Annotated in this window: 18 protein-coding genes; all 18 read right to left on the reverse strand. The window is 74.3% G+C overall.

Annotation, left to right across the window (positions count from 1 at the left end):
* Positions 1-17 precede the first annotated feature (17 nt).
* Positions 18-1535, reverse strand: coding sequence for a YifB family Mg chelatase-like AAA ATPase (locus tag F1C76_03295; GenBank protein QNG35746.1), 1518 nt, complete (start codon positions 1533-1535; stop codon positions 18-20).
* A complete protein-coding gene (locus F1C76_03300; GenBank protein QNG35747.1) occupies positions 1532-1918 on the reverse strand; it encodes a YraN family protein in 387 nt (128 codons plus the stop codon). Before F1C76_03300 ends, F1C76_03295 begins: the two co-directional genes overlap by 4 nt.
* A 115-nt stretch (positions 1919-2033) precedes the next feature.
* A complete protein-coding gene (locus tag F1C76_03305; protein QNG35748.1) occupies positions 2034-2354 on the reverse strand; it encodes a DUF2469 family protein in 321 nt (106 codons plus the stop codon).
* Entirely contained in the window at positions 2351-3112 is a 762-nt protein-coding gene (locus tag F1C76_03310) for a ribonuclease HII (GenBank protein ID QNG35749.1), read from the reverse strand. Before F1C76_03310 ends, F1C76_03305 begins: the two co-directional genes overlap by 4 nt.
* Positions 3113-3258: 146 nt before the next feature.
* On the reverse strand, positions 3259-3981 hold the full coding sequence (locus F1C76_03315) for a response regulator transcription factor (GenBank protein QNG35750.1): 723 nt from the start codon (positions 3979-3981) through the stop codon (positions 3259-3261).
* A gap of 179 nt (positions 3982-4160) precedes the next feature.
* Positions 4161-5198: a signal peptidase I gene (lepB, locus tag F1C76_03320; protein QNG35751.1), complete on the reverse strand. Its 1038-nt coding sequence runs from the start codon at positions 5196-5198 to the stop codon at positions 4161-4163.
* A 99-nt stretch (positions 5199-5297) separates the two neighbouring features.
* Positions 5298-5654: a 50S ribosomal protein L19 gene (locus F1C76_03325; protein ID QNG35752.1), complete on the reverse strand. Its 357-nt coding sequence runs from the start codon at positions 5652-5654 to the stop codon at positions 5298-5300.
* Positions 5655-5824: 170 nt separating this feature from the next.
* The gene (locus F1C76_03330) at positions 5825-6319 is read right to left on the reverse strand and encodes an NUDIX domain-containing protein (protein ID QNG35753.1); all 495 of its coding nucleotides are present in this window, start codon (positions 6317-6319) and stop codon (positions 5825-5827) included.
* A complete protein-coding gene (gene trmD, locus F1C76_03335) occupies positions 6316-7053 on the reverse strand; it encodes a tRNA (guanosine(37)-N1)-methyltransferase TrmD (protein QNG35754.1) in 738 nt (245 codons plus the stop codon). The genes F1C76_03330 and trmD overlap by 4 nt, the downstream gene beginning before the upstream one ends.
* Complete coding sequence (rimM, locus tag F1C76_03340; protein QNG35755.1) at positions 7050-7565, reverse strand: ribosome maturation factor RimM; 516 nt, start codon at positions 7563-7565, stop codon at positions 7050-7052. Before rimM ends, trmD begins: the two co-directional genes overlap by 4 nt.
* A 53-nt stretch (positions 7566-7618) precedes the next feature.
* A complete protein-coding gene (locus F1C76_03345; GenBank protein ID QNG35756.1) occupies positions 7619-7855 on the reverse strand; it encodes an RNA-binding protein in 237 nt (78 codons plus the stop codon).
* 3 nt (positions 7856-7858) lie between these two features.
* On the reverse strand, positions 7859-8320 hold the full coding sequence (locus tag F1C76_03350) for a 30S ribosomal protein S16 (protein QNG35757.1): 462 nt from the start codon (positions 8318-8320) through the stop codon (positions 7859-7861).
* Between the two features lie 296 nt (positions 8321-8616).
* A complete protein-coding gene (locus F1C76_03355; protein QNG35758.1) occupies positions 8617-10365 on the reverse strand; it encodes a proline--tRNA ligase in 1749 nt (582 codons plus the stop codon).
* A gap of 37 nt (positions 10366-10402) precedes the next feature.
* Complete coding sequence (locus tag F1C76_03360) at positions 10403-11473, reverse strand: amidohydrolase family protein (GenBank protein ID QNG38980.1); 1071 nt, start codon at positions 11471-11473, stop codon at positions 10403-10405.
* 8 nt (positions 11474-11481) lie between these two features.
* Positions 11482-13005 carry a signal recognition particle protein gene (locus tag F1C76_03365; protein ID QNG35759.1) on the reverse strand — a complete coding sequence of 508 codons (1524 nt, stop codon included), beginning with the start codon at positions 13003-13005 and terminating at the stop codon, positions 11482-11484.
* A gap of 85 nt (positions 13006-13090) precedes the next feature.
* A complete protein-coding gene (locus tag F1C76_03370) occupies positions 13091-15433 on the reverse strand; it encodes a [protein-PII] uridylyltransferase (GenBank protein QNG38981.1) in 2343 nt (780 codons plus the stop codon).
* Positions 15434-15577: 144 nt separating this feature from the next.
* Positions 15578-15916: a P-II family nitrogen regulator gene (locus F1C76_03375; protein QNG35760.1), complete on the reverse strand. Its 339-nt coding sequence runs from the start codon at positions 15914-15916 to the stop codon at positions 15578-15580.
* Positions 15913-17253, reverse strand: coding sequence for an ammonium transporter (locus F1C76_03380; GenBank protein QNG35761.1), 1341 nt, complete (start codon positions 17251-17253; stop codon positions 15913-15915). Before F1C76_03380 ends, F1C76_03375 begins: the two co-directional genes overlap by 4 nt.
* Positions 17254-17585 lie beyond the last annotated feature (332 nt).

A 17585-nucleotide genomic window follows, 5' to 3' on the forward strand; every position in this document is an offset into this window, starting at 1 on the left:
CGCGTCACCGTCGACGCTCACGCCGCCACCCGCTGCAGCCGCAGCCCGAGTGCCTCGGCCACCTCGTCGGGGCCGGGCACGGTGCGCCCGGCCAGGTCGGCGAGCGTCCAGGCCACCCGGGTCACCCGGTCGAAGCCCCGGACCGACAGGGCGCCGCGTTCCAGCGCCCGCTCGGCCAGCGCGAGGGCGGCCCGAGGCACCGGCCAGCGCTCGCGCAGCAGCCGACCGGGCACCTGCCCGGTGGTGCTGAGCCCGGTGCCGGCCATCCGCGCCGCGGCCGCGGCCCGGGCCGTGCGCACCCGGGCCGCCACGACCGCGGTGGACTCGTCGGCGGTGTCAGCGTCCAGCCAGCCGGCCCGCAGCACCGCCGGCAGCTCCACCCGCAGGTCGATCCGGTCCAGCAGCGGCCCGGAGAGCCGGGACTGGTAGCGGCGGCGTTCCAGCGAGCTGCAGGTGCAGGCGGTGTCACCCGCGGCGCTGGCGCACGGGCAGGGGTTGGCGGCCAGCACGAGCTGGGTGCGGCAGGGGAAGGTGGCCGAGCCGTGTGCCCGGTGCACGGTCACCGAGCCCCGCTCCAGCGGCTGGCGCAGGGTGTCCAGCACGACCCGCGGGAACTCCGGTGCCTCGTCGAGGAAGAGCACGCCCCCGTGGGCTCGGCTCAGCGCACCGGGCCGGATCTGCCCGGAGCCCCCGCCGACCAGGGAGGCCGCGGACGCGGTGTGGTGCGGGGCGACGAAGGGCGGCCGGGTGACCAACGGGGCGCCGGGAGCCAGGGTGCCGGCCACCGAGGCGACCGCGGTGACCTCGGTCGCGGCGGTCTCGTCCAGCAGCGGGAGCAGCCCGGGCAGGCGCTCGGCCAGCATGGTCTTGCCCGCACCGGGTGGACCGGACAGGTACAGGTGGTGCCCGCCGGCAACGGCGACCTCCACCGCCCGCCGACCCGTCACCTGGCCCACGACGTCGGCGAGGTCGGGCCCCGGTGCCGGGACGTCGCCCGGGCCGCGGACGTGCCGGGGCAGCCGGTCCCCGGTGAGGTGGCCGAGCACCGCGGCCAGGTCGGTGGCGCCGACGACCTCGACCCCGGCCACCAGCGCCGCCTCGTCGGCGTTGACCTGCGCCACGACCACCCGGGTGTGCCCGGCGCGCCGGGCGGCCAGCACCGCCGGCAAGACGCCCCGTACCCCGCGGACGCTGCCGTCCAGCCCGAGCTCACCGAGGAACACCAGGCCCTCGGCCACCCCCTCGGGCACCGTGCCGGCCGCGGCCAGCACGGCGACCGCGATGGCCAGGTCGAACCCGCTGCCCTGCTTGGGCATCGACGCCGGGCTCAGGCCGATGGTCACCCGGCGCTGGGGGAAGTCGTGACCGGTGTTGCCCAGCGCTGCCCGGACCCGGTCCAACGACTGCCGGACCACCGCGTCGGGCAGGCCGACGAGGACCACGCCCGGCAGGCCCGACGCCAGGTCCACCTCGACCTCGACGAGCGCCCCGGTCACCCCGGCCAGCCCCACCGACCACGTGCGCGCCAGCATCAGAACGCCGCGCGCAGGTGGGTGACCCGGGCCGGCCGGCCCCGGGTGACGAGCACGGCGACGACGTCGAACCGGATGTCGCGGGCGTGCTCGTCGTGGGCAGCGAGCCAGGCCCGGGCCAGCAGGCGCAGCCGTTGCTGCTTCGCGACCGTCACCGCGGCGGCGGGCACCCCGTAGCCGGTGCCGCGGCGGGCCTTGACCTCGCAGAAGACCAGCGCGTCGCCGTCCCGGGCGACGACGTCGAGCTCACCGCGCCGGGACCGCCAGTTGCGGTCCAGCACGGTGAGCCCGGCGTCGGTCAGGTAGCGGACCGCGATCTGCTCACCCAGGGCACCGAGCCCGGCTCTGGTGTCGGCGGGTGGGGGTCGGGAGTCGGTGGCGGCCACGTCGACGACCGTCGCCCGTCCGGGCACCGCGTGGGGTGTCCGGACCAGGTCTGTGGACAGCCGCCCCCGGTGTGGACGACGGCGGGCACGGCGGCCGCCGGTGTGCTCCTCCGGGTCAGGTGATGGTCGGGGTGTCCGGCAGCTCGAGGTCGGGCTTGTCGAGCTCCTCGACGTTGACGTCCTTGAACGTCACCACACGGACGTTCTTGACGAACCGGGCCGGGCGGTACATGTCCCACACCCAGGCGTCGGACAGCTTCAGCTCGAAGTAGACCTCGCCGGCGGCGTCACGGACCTGCAGGTCCACGCTGTTGGCCAGGTAGAACCGTCGCTCGGTCTCCACGACGTAGGAGAACTGGCGGACGATGTCCTTGTACTCGCGATAGAGCTGCAGCTCCATCTCGGTCTCGTACTTCTCGAGGTCCTCGGTGCTCATCGCAGGGTCTCCACGGGCGTCGGGGACGGGGGCACGGCGCCATCATCGTCCATCCCCGCACCGGCGGGCACCGCAGCACCGCGGGCGGCGTGCGCGTCGCGGGCGCGGGCGACGTTGACGAAGCGGGACCGGTGCTCGGGGCAGGGCCCGTGCCGGTCCAGCGCGGCGGTGTGCAGGTCGGTGGTGTAGCCCTTGTGGACGTCGAAGTCGTAGGCGGGGAACCGGTGGTGCAGGTCGACCATCATCCGGTCCCGGGTGACCTTGGCCAGCACCGATGCCGCCGCCACGCAGGCCGCCACCCGGTCGCCCTTCCACACCGCGAGGGTGGGCTGGGCCAGCCCTGCCACCGGGAAGCCGTCGGTGAGCACGTAGTCCGGGGTCACCGACAGCGTGGACACCGAGCGGCGCAGCGCCTCGATGTTGGTGACGTGCATCCCCCGCTCGTCGAGCTCGGCGACGTCGATGACGACCACCGACCAGGCGACCGCGCGGGCGACGACCTCGGCGTAGACCCGTTCGCGGGTGGCCGGGGTGAGCAGCTTGGAGTCCGCCAGGCCCGGCACCCTGCCCCGGCGGCCGGCGGGGAGCACGCAGGCGGCGGCGACGAGCGGGCCGGCGCAGGCACCGCGGCCGGCCTCGTCGGCCCCGGCGATGGTGGTGAACCCGCGTCGGCGCAGCGAGCCCTCCATCGACCACAGCGCATCGGGGCGGTCGGAGGCGGCGTTCCGGCGGGTGGGTGTCGCGGTCGGTGCGGCCATCGCCGCCGACCCTACGTCGCCGGCAGGAGCCGGTGGGCAGACCCCGGACGTGCCACGAGCCGGCCCCTGGGGAACGGGGCCGGCTCGTGGACGGGGTGCGTGCGGGTCGCCGAGGAGGCGGACGGCCCGTGCGCACGGTCAGGTGGTCAGACGGCGGCGGGTGCGTCCACGTCGGCGGTGGAGAGGACGTGGCTGCCGCACGCGCAGCCCGGGTTGCGGGCCGAGAGCACCAGGGAGACCGCGTGGGCCCGGTCGCGGGCACCCAGCTTGCGCAGGATGGCCTTGACGTGGGACTTCACGGTGTCCTCGCTGATGAACAGGTTGCGCCCGATGGCGCGGTTGCTCTGGCCCTGGATGAGCTCGTCGAGCACGTCGGACTCCCGGCGAGTCAGCGGCACCGAGGGGGTGAGCTCCTTGACCGCAGGCACCGAGGCGGCCTCGGTGCGGCGGATCTGCGGGTCGACGACGGTGCGGCCGGCACGGGCGGCGAGCACGGCCCAGCCGAGCAGGGTGGGCGAGGTGTTCATGAGCAGGTAGCCCCGGACGCCGGCGGCGAGCGCCTCGTTGACGACCGCCGGGTCCTCCGAGGTGGCCAGCGCGACGATGGCGACGCGGGGGAAGCGGCGACGCAGGTCGCGGCAGGCGTTGAGGGTGGCGGCGCGGCCGGCACCCAGTTCCACGACGACGGCGTCGGGGCGGGCGGACTCGACCAGGGTCAGGGCCCGGCGGGGCTCCCCCGGCGTCCCGACCGCCTGCATGCCGGCCGTCTCGTTGATCATGCTGATCAGCCCTCGGCGCAGGACCGGGGCGTCAGCGAGGAGGAGCACGCGGGTGACGCCGCGGGTGGTGCTGACCGTGGGGCTGGACATTGTCTTACTCTCCGTTCGAAGCCGGTGACTCTCAGCTTTCTCATCGACCGGGTGAACGAAGTACTTGAACAACTTCCGCACATGACTTTGCGCGACGCGCCCAGATCATGCCGAACGACTTGTCGACACGGTCCGGTGAGGCTGTCTGCGACACGGTGTGTCGGCTGGACAGCGCCCCCTCATTCCTCCCGGAGGCGACCGGGTCGGGTGCGCGGAGCCGGCCGGATCCGCCGCCAGCCGGTGCCCGGGGGACGACGGGACGGGCCGCTCGCCCGGGCCCGCCGGAACCGTCGCCGGCGCCGGGCCGCGGTGATCGGGACGGCCCCGACCAGCCCGAGCAGCAGCGGGGCCACGGCGACGACGTCGGCCTGCACGCCCTGGACGGCGGGCCCGGCAGCCTGCTGCTGCGGCTGGATGTCCGGGCTGTCCAGCAGCGAGATCCGGTCCAACGGCCAGACGATCACCGAGGCCTTGCCGATGACGTCGTCCACCGCGACGGTGCCGGCGTACTGGTCCCCGACGTGCACGCGGGAGTCCGCCGAGGCCGACCGGTGGTCGCCCATCACCCACAGCCGGCCCTCGGGCACGGTCACCGGGCCGAAGGCGCGGGACTCCAGCGGGGTGTTCTCGTAGATGTAGGGCTCGTCGAGCGGCTCGCTGTCCACGGTGATCCGGCCCTGCTCGTCGCAGCACTGCACGGTCTGCCCGCCGGTGGCGATGACCCGCTTGACGTAGTCGTCCTCGCTCGGCGGCGCCACGCCGATCGCCCGGCCCAGGAACAGCAGGGCCGAGGTGACCGGGTTGCTGGGCTCGGCGACCTGCACCTCGGGGGTCCAGGTGTCCGGGCCCTGGAAGACCACGATGTCCCCGGGCTGCGGGTCGGAGAACCAGTACGGGGGCTTGGTCACCAGCACGCGGTCACCGGTGCACCCGGTGCACCCGTGCAGCGTGGTCTCCATGGAGCCCGAGGGGATGAAGAAGGCCTGCACGAGGAACGTCTTCACCAGCAGCGCCAGCACGAAGGCCACGACCAGGAGCACGGGCAGCTCGCGCAAGAGCGAGCCCTTCTTCTTCTCGGCGTCCCGGTCGCGGCGTCGGGCCCGGCGGGAGAAGCGGCCGACGGCCACGGCATCGCCGCTCTGGTCCCCGCCCTCGACCCGGTGGGCGGCGCCGGACTCGTCGGCGTCGGCGGGCCCCGTGGGCCGGTCGGTGCTCATCGGCGTCAGCGTACGTTCCGCGCCCGGAGCGCCCCGGAGACGCAGCACGGCCCGGCTGCGTGTCGCAGCCGGGCCGTGCTGGTGGAGCTGGGGAGTGCGTCAGCGGGAGACGACGTCCCGCTTCTCCTTGATCTTGGCGGCCTTGCCGCGCAGGTCGCGGAGGTAGTACAGCTTCGCCCGGCGGACGTCACCGCGGGTGAGGACCTCGATCTGCTCGACCACGGGGGTGTGCACCGGGAAGGTGCGCTCCACGCCGACGCCGAAGCTGACCTTGCGGACGGTGAAGGTCTCGCGGATGCCGCCACCCTGGCGACGGATGACCGCGCCCTGGAAGACCTGGATGCGCGAGCGGGTGCCCTCGATGACCCGCACGTGCACCTTCACGGTGTCCCCGGGGCGGAAGTCGGGGATGTCGTTGCGCAACGACTCGGCGTCGAGGGCGTCCAGGGTGTTCATCGCAGCAGTCCTCAGTCCTAGCGGTGTCGGTACTCGGGCTGCGCTCACGCGGTGGGCGCAGCAGTCCCGGCGGGTGTCCTGCCGGGAGGCCGCGCTCGATGTCCGAGCGGCGGCAGCAGCCCCCTACTGTGCCACAGCAGGGATCCCGGTGACGCACCGGCTCTGTGATCTCAGGCGTCGACGACCCGGGGCGGCCCGGACCAGGGTCCGGCGAGCAGCTGGGGCAGCAGGCCGGCGAGCTCCCGGGGGGCGAAGGCGACGTCCCCGGCGGCCACCTCGTCGGCCGACCACCAGCGGTGCGGCTCGTCGCCGAGCAGCTCCAACGCCGTCCGGCCGCCGGCGTCGACCTCGTGGACGACGTCCCGGAGCACGAAGAACGTCTCCCGGCTGTCGATCTCGCGGCCGCCGAACTCCCCGACGTGCCGACGGAGCCAGACCGGCCCCTCGAGGACGGCGGGGTCGACGACGAGTCCGACCTCCTCGGCGAGCTCCCGGGCCGCGGCGACCCGCAGGGACTCCCCGTCCTCCACTCCCCCGCCGGGGGTGTACCAGAACAGCACGTCGCCGGGCGGGGTGTCCGGGCCAGTCAGCCGGGCGCCCAGGAGCAGCACCCGGTGGTCCGGGGAGAGCACGAGCACCCGGGCGGTCGGCCGGACCCAGCTCACGCGTCGGCGTCCAGCGCCGCCCGGTCGGCGGGGGTCAGCTCCACCGCGGACAGCAGGTCCGGTCGGCGGTCGGCGGTCCGGCGCAGCGACTGGGCCCGCCGCCAGCGGGCGATGGCGGCGTGGTCGCCGGACAGCAGCACGGGCGGCACGTCGTGGCCCTCCCAGGAGGCGGGCCGGGTGTAGCTGGGGCCCTCGAGGAGGCCGTCGGCGTGCGAGTCGAACTCGACGGACTCGGCGTTGCCGACCACCCCGGGGATCAGCCGGGTGACGGCCTCGACCATGACCAGGACGGCGGACTCACCGCCGGCGAGCACGTAGTCCCCGATCGAGACCTCGGAGACCGGGCCGTCGTCGGCGGCGCGGTCGGCGACCCGCTGGTCGATGCCCTCGTACCGGCCGCAGGCGAAGACCAGCCCGGGCTCTGTGGCCCACTGCGCGGCGACGGCCTGGGTGAAGGGCCGACCGGCCGGCGTCGGGACGACGAGCCGGGTGCCCGGGGGGCGCACCTCGGCCAGCGCGCGGCCCCAGGGCTCGGGGCGCAGGACCATGCCGGGCCCCCCGCCGTACGGGGAGTCGTCGACGGTGCGGTGCACGTCGTCGGTCCACCGGCGCAGGTCGTGCACGCCGACGGAGACCAGCCCGCGGGCGGCGGCCTTGCCCAGCAGCGACTGCCCCAGCGGGGCGAGGTACTCGGGGAAGATCGTGACCACGTCGACCCGGAAGGGGGCGCTCACAGCTCCAGCAGGCCCTCGGGCGGGGTGATCACCACGTGGCCGGCGGCGACGTCCACGGTCGGCACGATCGCCGCGACGAACGGGACGAGCAGCTCCGAGGCCCCGGGACGCCGGACGACGAGCAGCTCGGTGCCCTCGTGCCGCACCCCGGTGACGGTGCCGACGACGGTGCCGTCGGTGAGCTGGACGGTGAGACCGACCAGCTGGTGGTCGTAGAAGGAGTCGGGGTCCTCGAGCTCGGGGAGGTCGGCGACCTCGACCACGAGCAGGGTGTTGCGGATGGCGTCGGCGGCCTCGCGGTCGGTCAGCTCGACGCCGTCGGGTCCGGCCAACCGGAGCAGCAGCGTGCCCGAGTGCCAGCGCAGGCCGGTGACGGTCAGCGGGCCGCGCTCGGCCGGCTCGGTCCGCAGCGTCGTCCCGGCGGCGAACCGCAGGTCCGGGTCGTCGGTGCGCACGTCGACGGTGACCTCACCACGGACACCGTGGGGTCGGCCGATGCGGCCGACCACCACGGTGTCCGGGGGTGCGCTGTGAGGCTGGGAGCCCGTCGGACGCGGGGTGGTGCTCAGCGCCCGTCGGTGTCGACGACGTCGACCCGCAGGCCGCGCCCCCCGACACCGGTCATGACCTGGCGCAGGGCCTTGGCGGTGCGTCCGCCGCGGCCGATGACCTTGCCGAGGTCCTCGGGGGCGACCCGGACCTCGAGGGTCTTGCCACGACGACCGTTGACCAGGTCGACCGCGACGTCGTCGGGGTTGTCGACGATGCCCTTGACCAGGTGCTCGAGCGCTTCTTCGAGCACGACTTACTCGGCGGCAGGCGTCTCGGCGGCGGTGTCGCCGGCGGGCGCGGTGTCGTCAGCGGGCTTCTCGTCGGCCTTGGGAGCGGCCTTCTTCTTCGGGGTGGTCGCACCGGCGGCCGGCTCGTCGGCGGCAGCGCGGGCGGCCTCCTCGTAGGCGGCCTTCTTGTCCGGCTTGGGCTCGGCGACGCGCATGGGGGCCGGAGCCGGCTCGCCCTTGAACTTCTGCCAGTCACCGGTCACCCGCAGGATGGCGGCGACGGCCTCGGTCGGCTGGGCGCCGACACCGAGCCAGTAGGCGGCGCGCTCGGCGTCGACCTCGATGAAGGAGGGGTCCTCCTTGGGGTGGTACTTGCCGATGGTCTCGATGGACCGGCCGTCCCGCTTGGTGCGGGCGTCGGCGACGACGATGCGGTAGTAGGGCGCGCGCATCTTGCCGAGACGCATGAGCTTGATCTTGGTGGCCACGGTGTGTGGTGTGCTCCTCGTACGAGATCGTGGGTGCCCGCCCGGAGGACGCGTGGGGATACGCCTGGGCGGTGCGATGGACACGGACGACGACGGTGAGAGGGCCGCCTGCCGACGTGTTCGACCGCTCATCATGCCAGACGACGAGGGAGCCCCGGGTGGCCCGCCCCGAGGCCCACGGCACCCCCGGCGTCGATCAGCTCCGACGAGCAGCGTGCGTCCTCAGCCACCGGGGTCGGTGGAGGAGGACGCACGGTGGTCGTCCCAGCTGATCGACGCCGGGGTGGGCGGGGCAGTTACGCGCGGACGGCGGCCAGCACCGCGGCGGCGGCACCGTCCACCGGGATCTCCTGGCGGTCGCCGGTGGCCCGGTCGCGCAGCTCGAGGACGCCGTCGACCAGGCCGCGGCCGACGGTGACGATGGTCGGCATCCCGAGCAGCTCGGCGTCCTTGAACTTCACGCCGGGGCTGACCTTCGGCCGGTCGTCGTACAGCACGGTGAGCCCGGCGGCGACGAGCTCCTCGGACAACGCCTGGGCGGCCTCGAAGACCGCGGCGTCCTTGCCGGTGGCGACCACGTGCACGTCGGCCGGGGCGATCGCCCGCGGCCAGACCAGGCCGAGCTCGTCGTGCAGCGACTCGGCGATGGCGGCGACGGCGCGGGAGACCCCGATGCCGTAGGAGCCCATGGTGACGGTGACGAGCTTGCCGTTCTCGTCGAGCACCTTGAGGTCGAGGGCCTCGGCGTACTTGCGGCCGAGCTGGAACACGTGGCCCATCTCGACGCCCCGGGCGAGCTCCAGCGGGCCGGAGCCGTCGGGCGCGGGGTCCCCGGCGCGCACCTCGGCGGCCTCGACGACGCCGTCCCAGGTGAAGTCCCGGCCGGCGACGAGGTCGAACACGTGCTTGCCGGCCTCGTTGGCGCCGGTGATCCAGGCGGTGCCCGGGACGACGCGGGGGTCGACCAGGTACCGGATGCCCGAGGCGGAGTCGCTGCCCAGCACCTGCGGCCCGATGTAGCCCTTGACCAGTGCGGGGTTGCCGGCGAAGTCGGTGAAGGGCTCGACCTCGGCGGGGGCGACCTGGGCCTCCAGGCGCTTGGTGTCGACGTCCCGGTCGCCGGGCAGGCCGATGACGACGGGCTCGAGGGTGCCGTCGGGGTGCCGCAGGGTCACCACGACGTTCTTCAGGGTGTGCGCCGCGGTGTACCCGGCGTCGGGGAACCGCTCGGTCGCCACCGCCACCAGGGTGTCGATGGTCGGGGTGTCGGGGGTGTCCTCGACGTGCGCGGCCGGCAGGCCCTCGAGCGGGACGGAGTCGGGGACGACGGTGGTGACCGCCTCGACGTTGGCCGCGTAGCCGCCGGCCGAGCGGACGAAGGTGTCCTCGCCGACCGGGGTGGGGTGCAGGAACTCCTCGGAGCGGGAGCCGCCCATCGCCCCCGAGGTGGCCGACACGATCACGACCTCCAGGCCCAGCCGGTCGAACACCCGGGTGTAGGCCTCGCGGTGCGCGGCGTAGGAGCGCTCGAGCCCGGCGTCGGAGACGTCGAAGCTGTAGCTGTCCTTCATCACGAACTCGCGGGTGCGGAACAGCCCGGCCCGGGGCCGCGCCTCGTCCCGGTACTTGGTCTGGATCTGGTACAGCGAGACCGGGAGGTCCTTGTAGGAGCCGTAGAGGTCCTTCACCAGGAGCGTGAACATCTCCTCGTGGGTGGGCCCGAGGAGGAAGTCCGCGCCCTTGCGGTCCCGCAGCCGGAAGAGGTTGTCGCCGTACTCGGTCCAGCGGCCGGTGCGCTCGTAGGGCTCGCGGGGCAGCAGCGCCGGGAAGTGGACCTCCTGGGCGCCCATCGCGTCCATCTCCTCGCGGACGATCCGCTCCACGTTGCGGAACACCCGCCAGCCCAGCGGCAACCAGGTGAAGCCACCGGGCGCCGAGCGCCGGATGTACCCGCCGCGGGCCAGCAGCCGGTGGCTGGGCACCTCGGCGTCGGCGGGGTCGTCGCGCAGCGTGCGCAGGAACAGGGAGGACATCCGGAGGAGCACGACCGGAGTCTCCCAGGCGCCCCCGAACGGGTTTCGATCAGGCGACGACGCGGCCGCGCAGCACGGTCAGCTGCGGTCGCTGCAGCACGTCGAGGTCCGCGCGCGGGTCGGCGTCGTAGACGACCAGGTCGGCGGGGGCGCCCTCGACCAGGCCCGGCAGGCCCAGCCACTCCCGGGCCGCCCAGGAACCGGCGGCCAGCGCCGCCTCGGCGGGCAGGCCCGCGGTGTGCAGCGCCCGGATCTCGTCGGCGATGACCCCGTGGTCGATGCCGCCCCCGGCATCGGTGCCGGCGAACACCGGCACCCCCGCCTCGTACGCGGCCCGCACGACGGCGCCGGACGAGGCGTACAGCCGCCGCATCGTGGAGGCGTAGGCGGGGAACTTGGCCTGCCCGGCCTCGGCGAAGCCGGGGAAGTTCTCCACGTTCACCAGCGTGGGGACGACGGCGGTGCCGCGGGCCGCCATCTCGGCGACCAGGTCCTCGGTGAGGCCGGTGCCGTGCTCGATGCAGTCGATGCCCGCGGCGATCAGGTCGGGCAGCGCGTCGGTGCCGAAGGTGTGCGCGGTGACCCGGGCGCCCTCCTCGTGGGCGGCGGCGATCGCGGCGACGAGCGCCTCGGCCGGCCACAGCGGGCCCAGGTCGCCGGCGCCGCGGTCGATCCAGTCCCCCACCAGCTTGACCCAGCCGTCCCCGGCGCGGGCCTGGGTGCGCACCTCGGCGACCAGGTCCGCCGGCTCCACCTCGACGCCGAGCCCGGGGAGGTAGCGGCGGGGCCTGGCCACGTGCCGGCCGGCCCGCAGGATGCGCGGGAGGTCCTCGTCGTCGTCCAGGGCGCGGGTGTCGACCGGGGACCCGCAGTCGCGCAGCAGCAGCACCCCGGCGTCCCGCTCGGTGACCGCCTGGGCCCGGGCGTCGGCCAGGTCGGTCAGGTGCCCGCCCCCGCGGGCGATGCCGACGTGGCAGTGCGCGTCGACCAGGCCGGGCAGCACGAACCCGCCGCGGGAGACCGTCTCGGCCCCGGGCACGCGCTCGAACGTGATCCGACCGTCCCGCACCCACAGGTCGCACTGCTCGCCCTGGGGCAGCAGCACCCCCGACAGGTGCAGCACGGCGGTCAGCGGTCCTTGAACTGGCTGAAGTCCAGCTTGCTGAGGTCCGGCACGCCCTGGCCCGGGGGCAGCCCGGGGATGCCGCCCGGCAGACCCCCGCCCGCCCCGCCGCCACCGATCGCCCGGCGGGCGGGGGCCTTCTTGCCCTTCTTGCCCTTGCGGGCCGCCGCCTGCTGCTGGCGACCGCGGGCCTTCTTCGACATCGGGCCCATGCCGGGCATGCCCATGCTGCCGGCCATCTGGCCCATCATCTTCTGGGCCTGGACGAAGCGCTCCAGCAGCGAGTTCACCTCGGTGACCGTGACCCCGGAGCCGTTGGCGATCCGGACCCGGCGCGAGGCGTTGATGATCTTCGGGGTGACCCGCTCCCCCGGGGTCATCGACCGGATGATCGCCGCGGTGCGGTCCAGGTCGCGGTCGTCGACCTGCTTGAGCTGCTCCTTCATCGCCCCGGCCCCGGGCAGCATGCCCAGCAGGTTGGCGATCGGGCCCATCTTGCGGATGGCCAGCATCTGCTCGAGGAAGTCCTCGAGGGTGAAGCCCTCGCGGCTGGCCAGCTTGCCGGCCATGGCCTCGGCCTGGTCGGCGTCGAAGGCCTGCTCGGCCTGCTCGATGAGGGTGAGGACGTCGCCCATGCCGAGGATGCGCGAGGCCATCCGCTCGGGGTGGAAGACGTCGAAGTCGGTGAGCTTCTCACCGGTCGAGGCGAACATGATCGGCTGGCCGGTCACGCCCCGCACGCTCAGCGCGGCACCACCGCGGGCGTCGCCGTCGAGCTTGGTGAGCACGACGCCGGAGAACCCGACGCCCTCCTGGAAGGCGATCGCCGTGGTGACGGCGTCCTGGCCGATCATCGCGTCGACGACGAACAGCGTCTCGTCGGGCTGGACGGCGTCCCGGATGCCGGCGGCCTGGGCCATCAGCTCGGCGTCGATGCCCAGGCGACCGGCGGTGTCGACGACGACGACGTCGTGCATGGTGCGGCGGGCGTGCTCGATGGACTCCCGGGCCACGGCCACCGGGTCACCGACGCCGTTGCCCGGCTGCGGGGCGTAGACGTCCACCCCGGCCTGCCCCGCGACGATGGACAGCTGGTTCACCGCGTTGGGGCGCTGCAGGTCGCAGGCCACCAGCAGCGGGGTGTGGCCCTGGGCCTTGAGCCAGCGGCCGAGCTTGCCGGCCAGGGTGGTCTTGCCGGCGCCCTGGAGGCCGGCCAGCATGATCACCGTCGGGGAGTTCTTGGCGTAGCGGATCCGCCGGGTCTCCCCGCCCAGGACGCCGACGAGCTCCTCGTTGACGATCTTGATGATCTGCTGGGCCGGGTTCAGCGCCTGGCTGACCTCGGCGCCGCGGGCCCGGTCCTTGACCGAGGTGATGAACGTGCGGACCACCGGCAGCGCGACGTCGGCCTCGAGCAGCGCGATCCGGATCTCCCGGGCGGTGGCGTCGATGTCGGCGTCGGAGAGCCGGCCCTTGCCACGCAGCCCGGTGAAGACCGCTTCGAGCCGGTCGGAGAGGGTCTCGAACACAACACGTCCTCACGCAGGTGGATCAGGGGTGGGCGGGCCGACTCGCGGCGCGACCGGTGCCCAGCGTATCGACCGCGGGGCGCGCTCAGCGGGGCACGGGATCCGGGGCGACCCCGGCCGCGGCGGCGAGCAGGGCCTGCTCGGCCCGGGAGCGCTGGTCGGCGTCCACCGGGGTGCCGGAGGGGTCGGCCAGGTAGAACGCGTCCACCGCGTCGGCCCCGAGCGTCTCCACGGTCGCCGAGGTGACGTCCAGCCCCTCGGCGGCCAGGGCCGCGGTGAGCCGGTAGAGCAACCCGGCCCGGTCGGCGGCGCGCACCTCCACCAGGCTCGCCGCGGCCCCGGTGGCCTCGGCGTCGAACCAGGCCACCCGCGGCGGGGCGCCCCGCTTCCCGTCCTGGCTGTAGTCCTTCTCCCGCTGCGCCAGCCGGTCGGCCAACGGCAGGCTGCCCTCCAGCGCCGCGCGCACCGAGTCGGCCAGGATCTCGGGCACCGGGGCCCGCCCGAACCGCGGCCGGACGGCGAAGACCGCCGTGGTGTGCCCGCCCTCGACGGTCACCCGGGCGGCCCGGACGTCGAGCTGGTTGAGCGCCAGCACCCCCGAGCACAGGCTGAACAGGCCCGGCCGGTCCGGCGCCCCGAAGGTGACCTGCTGCCCGTCGGGCACGTCCTCGATGCCGACGGTGACCGGCTGGGTCTGCCCGGGGATGGCCGGGGCGGGGGCGGTGGCCTGCGGGTCGCTGGGCTCCAGCACCGGCTCGGGCACGGTGGTGCTGCCCAGCCGCGCCGCCACCCGGCCGACCAGGGCGGCGACCAGGTGGGCCTTCCACGGCGACCAGGCCGACGTCGAGGTGGCCGCACCGTCGGCCTGGGCCAGGGCGTGCAGCAGCTGCAGCAGCGCGGGGTCGGCGCCGATGGCGTCCACCACCCGGTCGATGGTCGCCGGGTCGTCGATGTCGCGGTGGGTGGCCACGTCGGGCAGCAGCAGGTGGCAGCGCACCATCGCCACCAGCACGTCGACGTCGTCGGGGGTGAAGCCCATCCGGGTCGCGGTCTCCCGGATCACGACCACGCCGACGTCGGTGTGGTCACCGGGCCAGCCCTTGCCGATGTCGTGCAGCAGCGCACCGACCAGCAGCAGGTCGGGCCGGTCGACGTCGCGGGTCAGCTCGGCCGCGGCCGCCGCGGCCTCCACGAGGTGCCGGTCGACGGTGAACCGGTGCCAGGGGTGGCGCTGGGGCAGGGACCGCACCCGGTCCCACTCCGGCAGCATCCGGGACAGCAGCCCCTCCTGGTCCAGCTGCTCGATCACCGGGACGGCGCTGCGCCCGCTGGCCAGCAGCCGCAGGAAGGACCAGCGCACCTCCGAGGGCCAGGGCTCGGGCAACGGCGGGGCGTGCACGGCGAGCACCTTGAGCGTGTACGGGGAGAGCAGCAGGTCCGCGCGCGCGGCGGCGGCGGCCCCGCGGAGCACCAGCCCGGCGTCCACGGCGGGGCGGGCGTCCCGGGCCAGCACCACCTCGTCGCCCTGCCGGACGACGCCCTCGGCCAGCGGCTCGCGGCGGACCCGGCGGTAGCGGGTGCGCGGACGCCGGACCAGGGCGGCCTCGACCCGGCGCCAGGTCTCGTCGGCGACGAAGGCCAACCGCCGTCCGGCCAGGCTGACCTGCCGGAGCAGCACGTCGTCGTCGGCGAGACCCAGGGCCTCGGCGACCCCGCGCTGCTCCTGGCGCACCAGCACGTCCGAGGCGCGGCGGGTGCGCCGGCGCAGCTCGTCGCGGACGTCGACCAGGAACGCGTAGGCCTCCCCCGCGTCGGCGGGGGGCTCGTCGACCAGCTGGGCGGTGGACAGCGCGCGGAGCACCTGCCCCTCGCGCAGGCCGCCGTAGGCCTCCTTGAGGTCGGGCTCGAGCAGGAAGCCCAGCTCCCCCACGGTGCGCACCCGGCCCCGGCGGATGTCGCGGAGCTCGGGCAGCAGCCGGGCGGCGTGCTGCCGCCAGCCGGCCAGCGTGGCGGTGCGCAGCCGGGCCGACAGCTCGGCGTCCCCGGCGACGTGCCGGACGTCGAGCAGCCCCAGCCCGGCCTTCACGTCGGTGCCGGCGACCTGCACGGCCTCGGCGACGGTGCGCACGGAGTGGTCCAGCTTGTGGCCGGCGTCCCAGACGGGGTACCAGAGCGCATCGGCGACGGCGCCGATCTCGGCGCGCCCGTCGTGCACCAGGACCAGGTCGAGGTCCCCGTACGGGGCGGGCTCGCGGCGCCCCAGGCTGCCGACGGCGACGAGGGAGACCCCGGTGCCGGCTGGCGCGGGCGTCTGGCCGCGGCGGGCCTTCGGTGCCGGTGCGCCGGCCAGGGCGGCGGCGAGCAGCTCGCCCAGCCAGGTGTCGAGGGCGGCGACCCGCTCGGGGCGGCCGAGCTCGGCCAGCGTCACGGGGTCCGGGGAGTCGGGCACGCAGGGCACCTTCCACGAGGGCGGCGACGGCGCCGCGGTCGGGTGGGGGGAGGGCGGGAACGGCGTCGGCCGGGGTGGTGGGCGGACCCACCACCCCGGCCGACGTCGACGGGGCGGGAACGACTACAGGGCGTCGGCCCCGCGCTCGCCGGTACGGACCCGGACGATCTCGTCGATCGTGGTCACCCACACCTTGCCGTCACCGATCTGGCCGGTGCTGGCGGACTCGACGACCGCGTCCACCACCCGGGCGGCGTCGGTCTCGCCGACGACGACCTCGATGCGCACCTTGGGGACGAAGTCCACCTGGTACTCCGCACCGCGGTAGACCTCGGTGTGCCCGCGCTGCCGGCCGAAGCCCTGCACCTCGGAGACGGTGAGGCCGGCGATGCCGATCAGCTCGAGGGCGTTCTTGACGTCGTCGAGCTTGAACGGCTTGACGATCGCGGTGATCAGCTTCATGAGTGGGAACCCTCCACGGTCTTGGCCGTCGTCGCCTGGTGCAGGGCCGAACCGCTGCCGCCGCTCAGGCTGGTGAAGTCGTAGCCGGACTCGGCGTGCACGACGTTGTCGATGCCGGCGACCTCGTCCTCCTCGGTGATCCGGAAGCCCATCGTCTTCTCGATGATCAGGCCGATCACGTAGGTGAGGACGAAGGAGACCACGAGGACGGCGAGGGCGCCGACGACCTGGCGCCACAGCTGGTCGACGCTGCCGCCGAAGACCAGCGACTCGACACCGGCGGGGGCGTCGGGGTCGGCGACGAAGCCGATGGCGATGGTGCCCCAGAGGCCGCCGACGAGGTGCACGCCGACGACGTCGAGGGAGTCGTCGTAGCCGAAGCGGTACTTCAGGCCGACGGCCAGGGCGCAGAGCACACCGGCCAGGACGCCGATGATGATCGCCCCGATCGGCGAGACCGCGGAACAGGCCGGGGTGATCGCGACCAGACCGGCGACGACGCCGGAGGCGCCACCGAGGGAGGTCGAGTGGCCGTCGCGGATCTTCTCCGTCAGCAGCCAGCCCAGGACGGCGGCACCGGTGGCGACCAGGGTGTTGACCCAGACCACCGCGGCGGTGTTGTTGGCGGCCAGGGCGGAGCCGGCGTTGAAGCCGAACCAGCCGAACCACAGCAGCCCGGCGCCGATCATGACCAGCGGCAGGTTGTGCGGGCGCATGGCCTCCCGGCCGAAGCCGCGACGCTTGCCGAGCACCAGGGCCAGGGCGAGGCCCGCGGCACCGGCGTTGATGTGCACCGCGGTGCCACCGGCGAAGTCGACGGCGGCGAGGTTGTTGGCGATCCAGCCACCGACGTGGGTGACCGTGCCGTCCTCGTCGGTCAGGGTGAAGTCGAAGACCCAGTGCGCGATCGGGAAGTAGACGACGGTCGCCCAGACGCCGGCGAACACCATCCAGGCACCGAACTTGGCGCGGTCGGCGATGGCACCGGAGATCAGCGCGACGGTGATGATCGCGAAGACGGCCTGGAAGCCGACGAACGCCATGACCGGGTAGCCGCCGGCGTCGGTGGTGACGTCCTCCATGAGGCCCGCGAGCCCGAAGAACTCGGTGGGGTCACCCAGCAGGCCGGCGCCGACGTCGTTGCCGAAGGCGAACGAGTAACCGTAGAGCACCCAGAGCACGCTGATCAGCGCTGCGGCTCCAAAACTCATCATCATCATGTTGAGGACGCTCTTCGCGCGGACCATGCCGCCGTAGAAGAGCGCGAGTCCTGGGGTCATCAGCAGCACGAGGGCCGCGCTGGTGAGGATCCAGGCTGTGTCGCCGGTGTTGACCACGGCAACCTCCTGATCAGGGGTCGTCGGCCATCGGCCGCGTCGGGAGCCCGGGAGGGCGGGGGGTGGTGTGAGGGACACCGTGCCGAGGTCGTGTTCCGACGACGGTCCGCACGTGTTTCGGGACCGTGAACACCGGTCCGCGTGTCGGCCCCCGGTGTTCCGGTCGTGTTGCCGACCACCCGGGTGTGTCGACCGCCACCCACCCGGCTGTGGATCGGCGTCTTGTTGCGAACCCTGTGCAGATGCGAGTGCGTCGCACTACAGTCCCGCCGTGACCACGGCCACCGCACACCCCGCCCCCACCGACGCGCCGACGCGGTTCACCCGGGAGG

It is taken from the genome of Geodermatophilaceae bacterium NBWT11 (assembly GCA_014218215.1).
In the GTDB taxonomy this organism is placed as follows: Bacteria; Actinomycetota; Actinomycetes; order Mycobacteriales; family Geodermatophilaceae; genus Klenkia.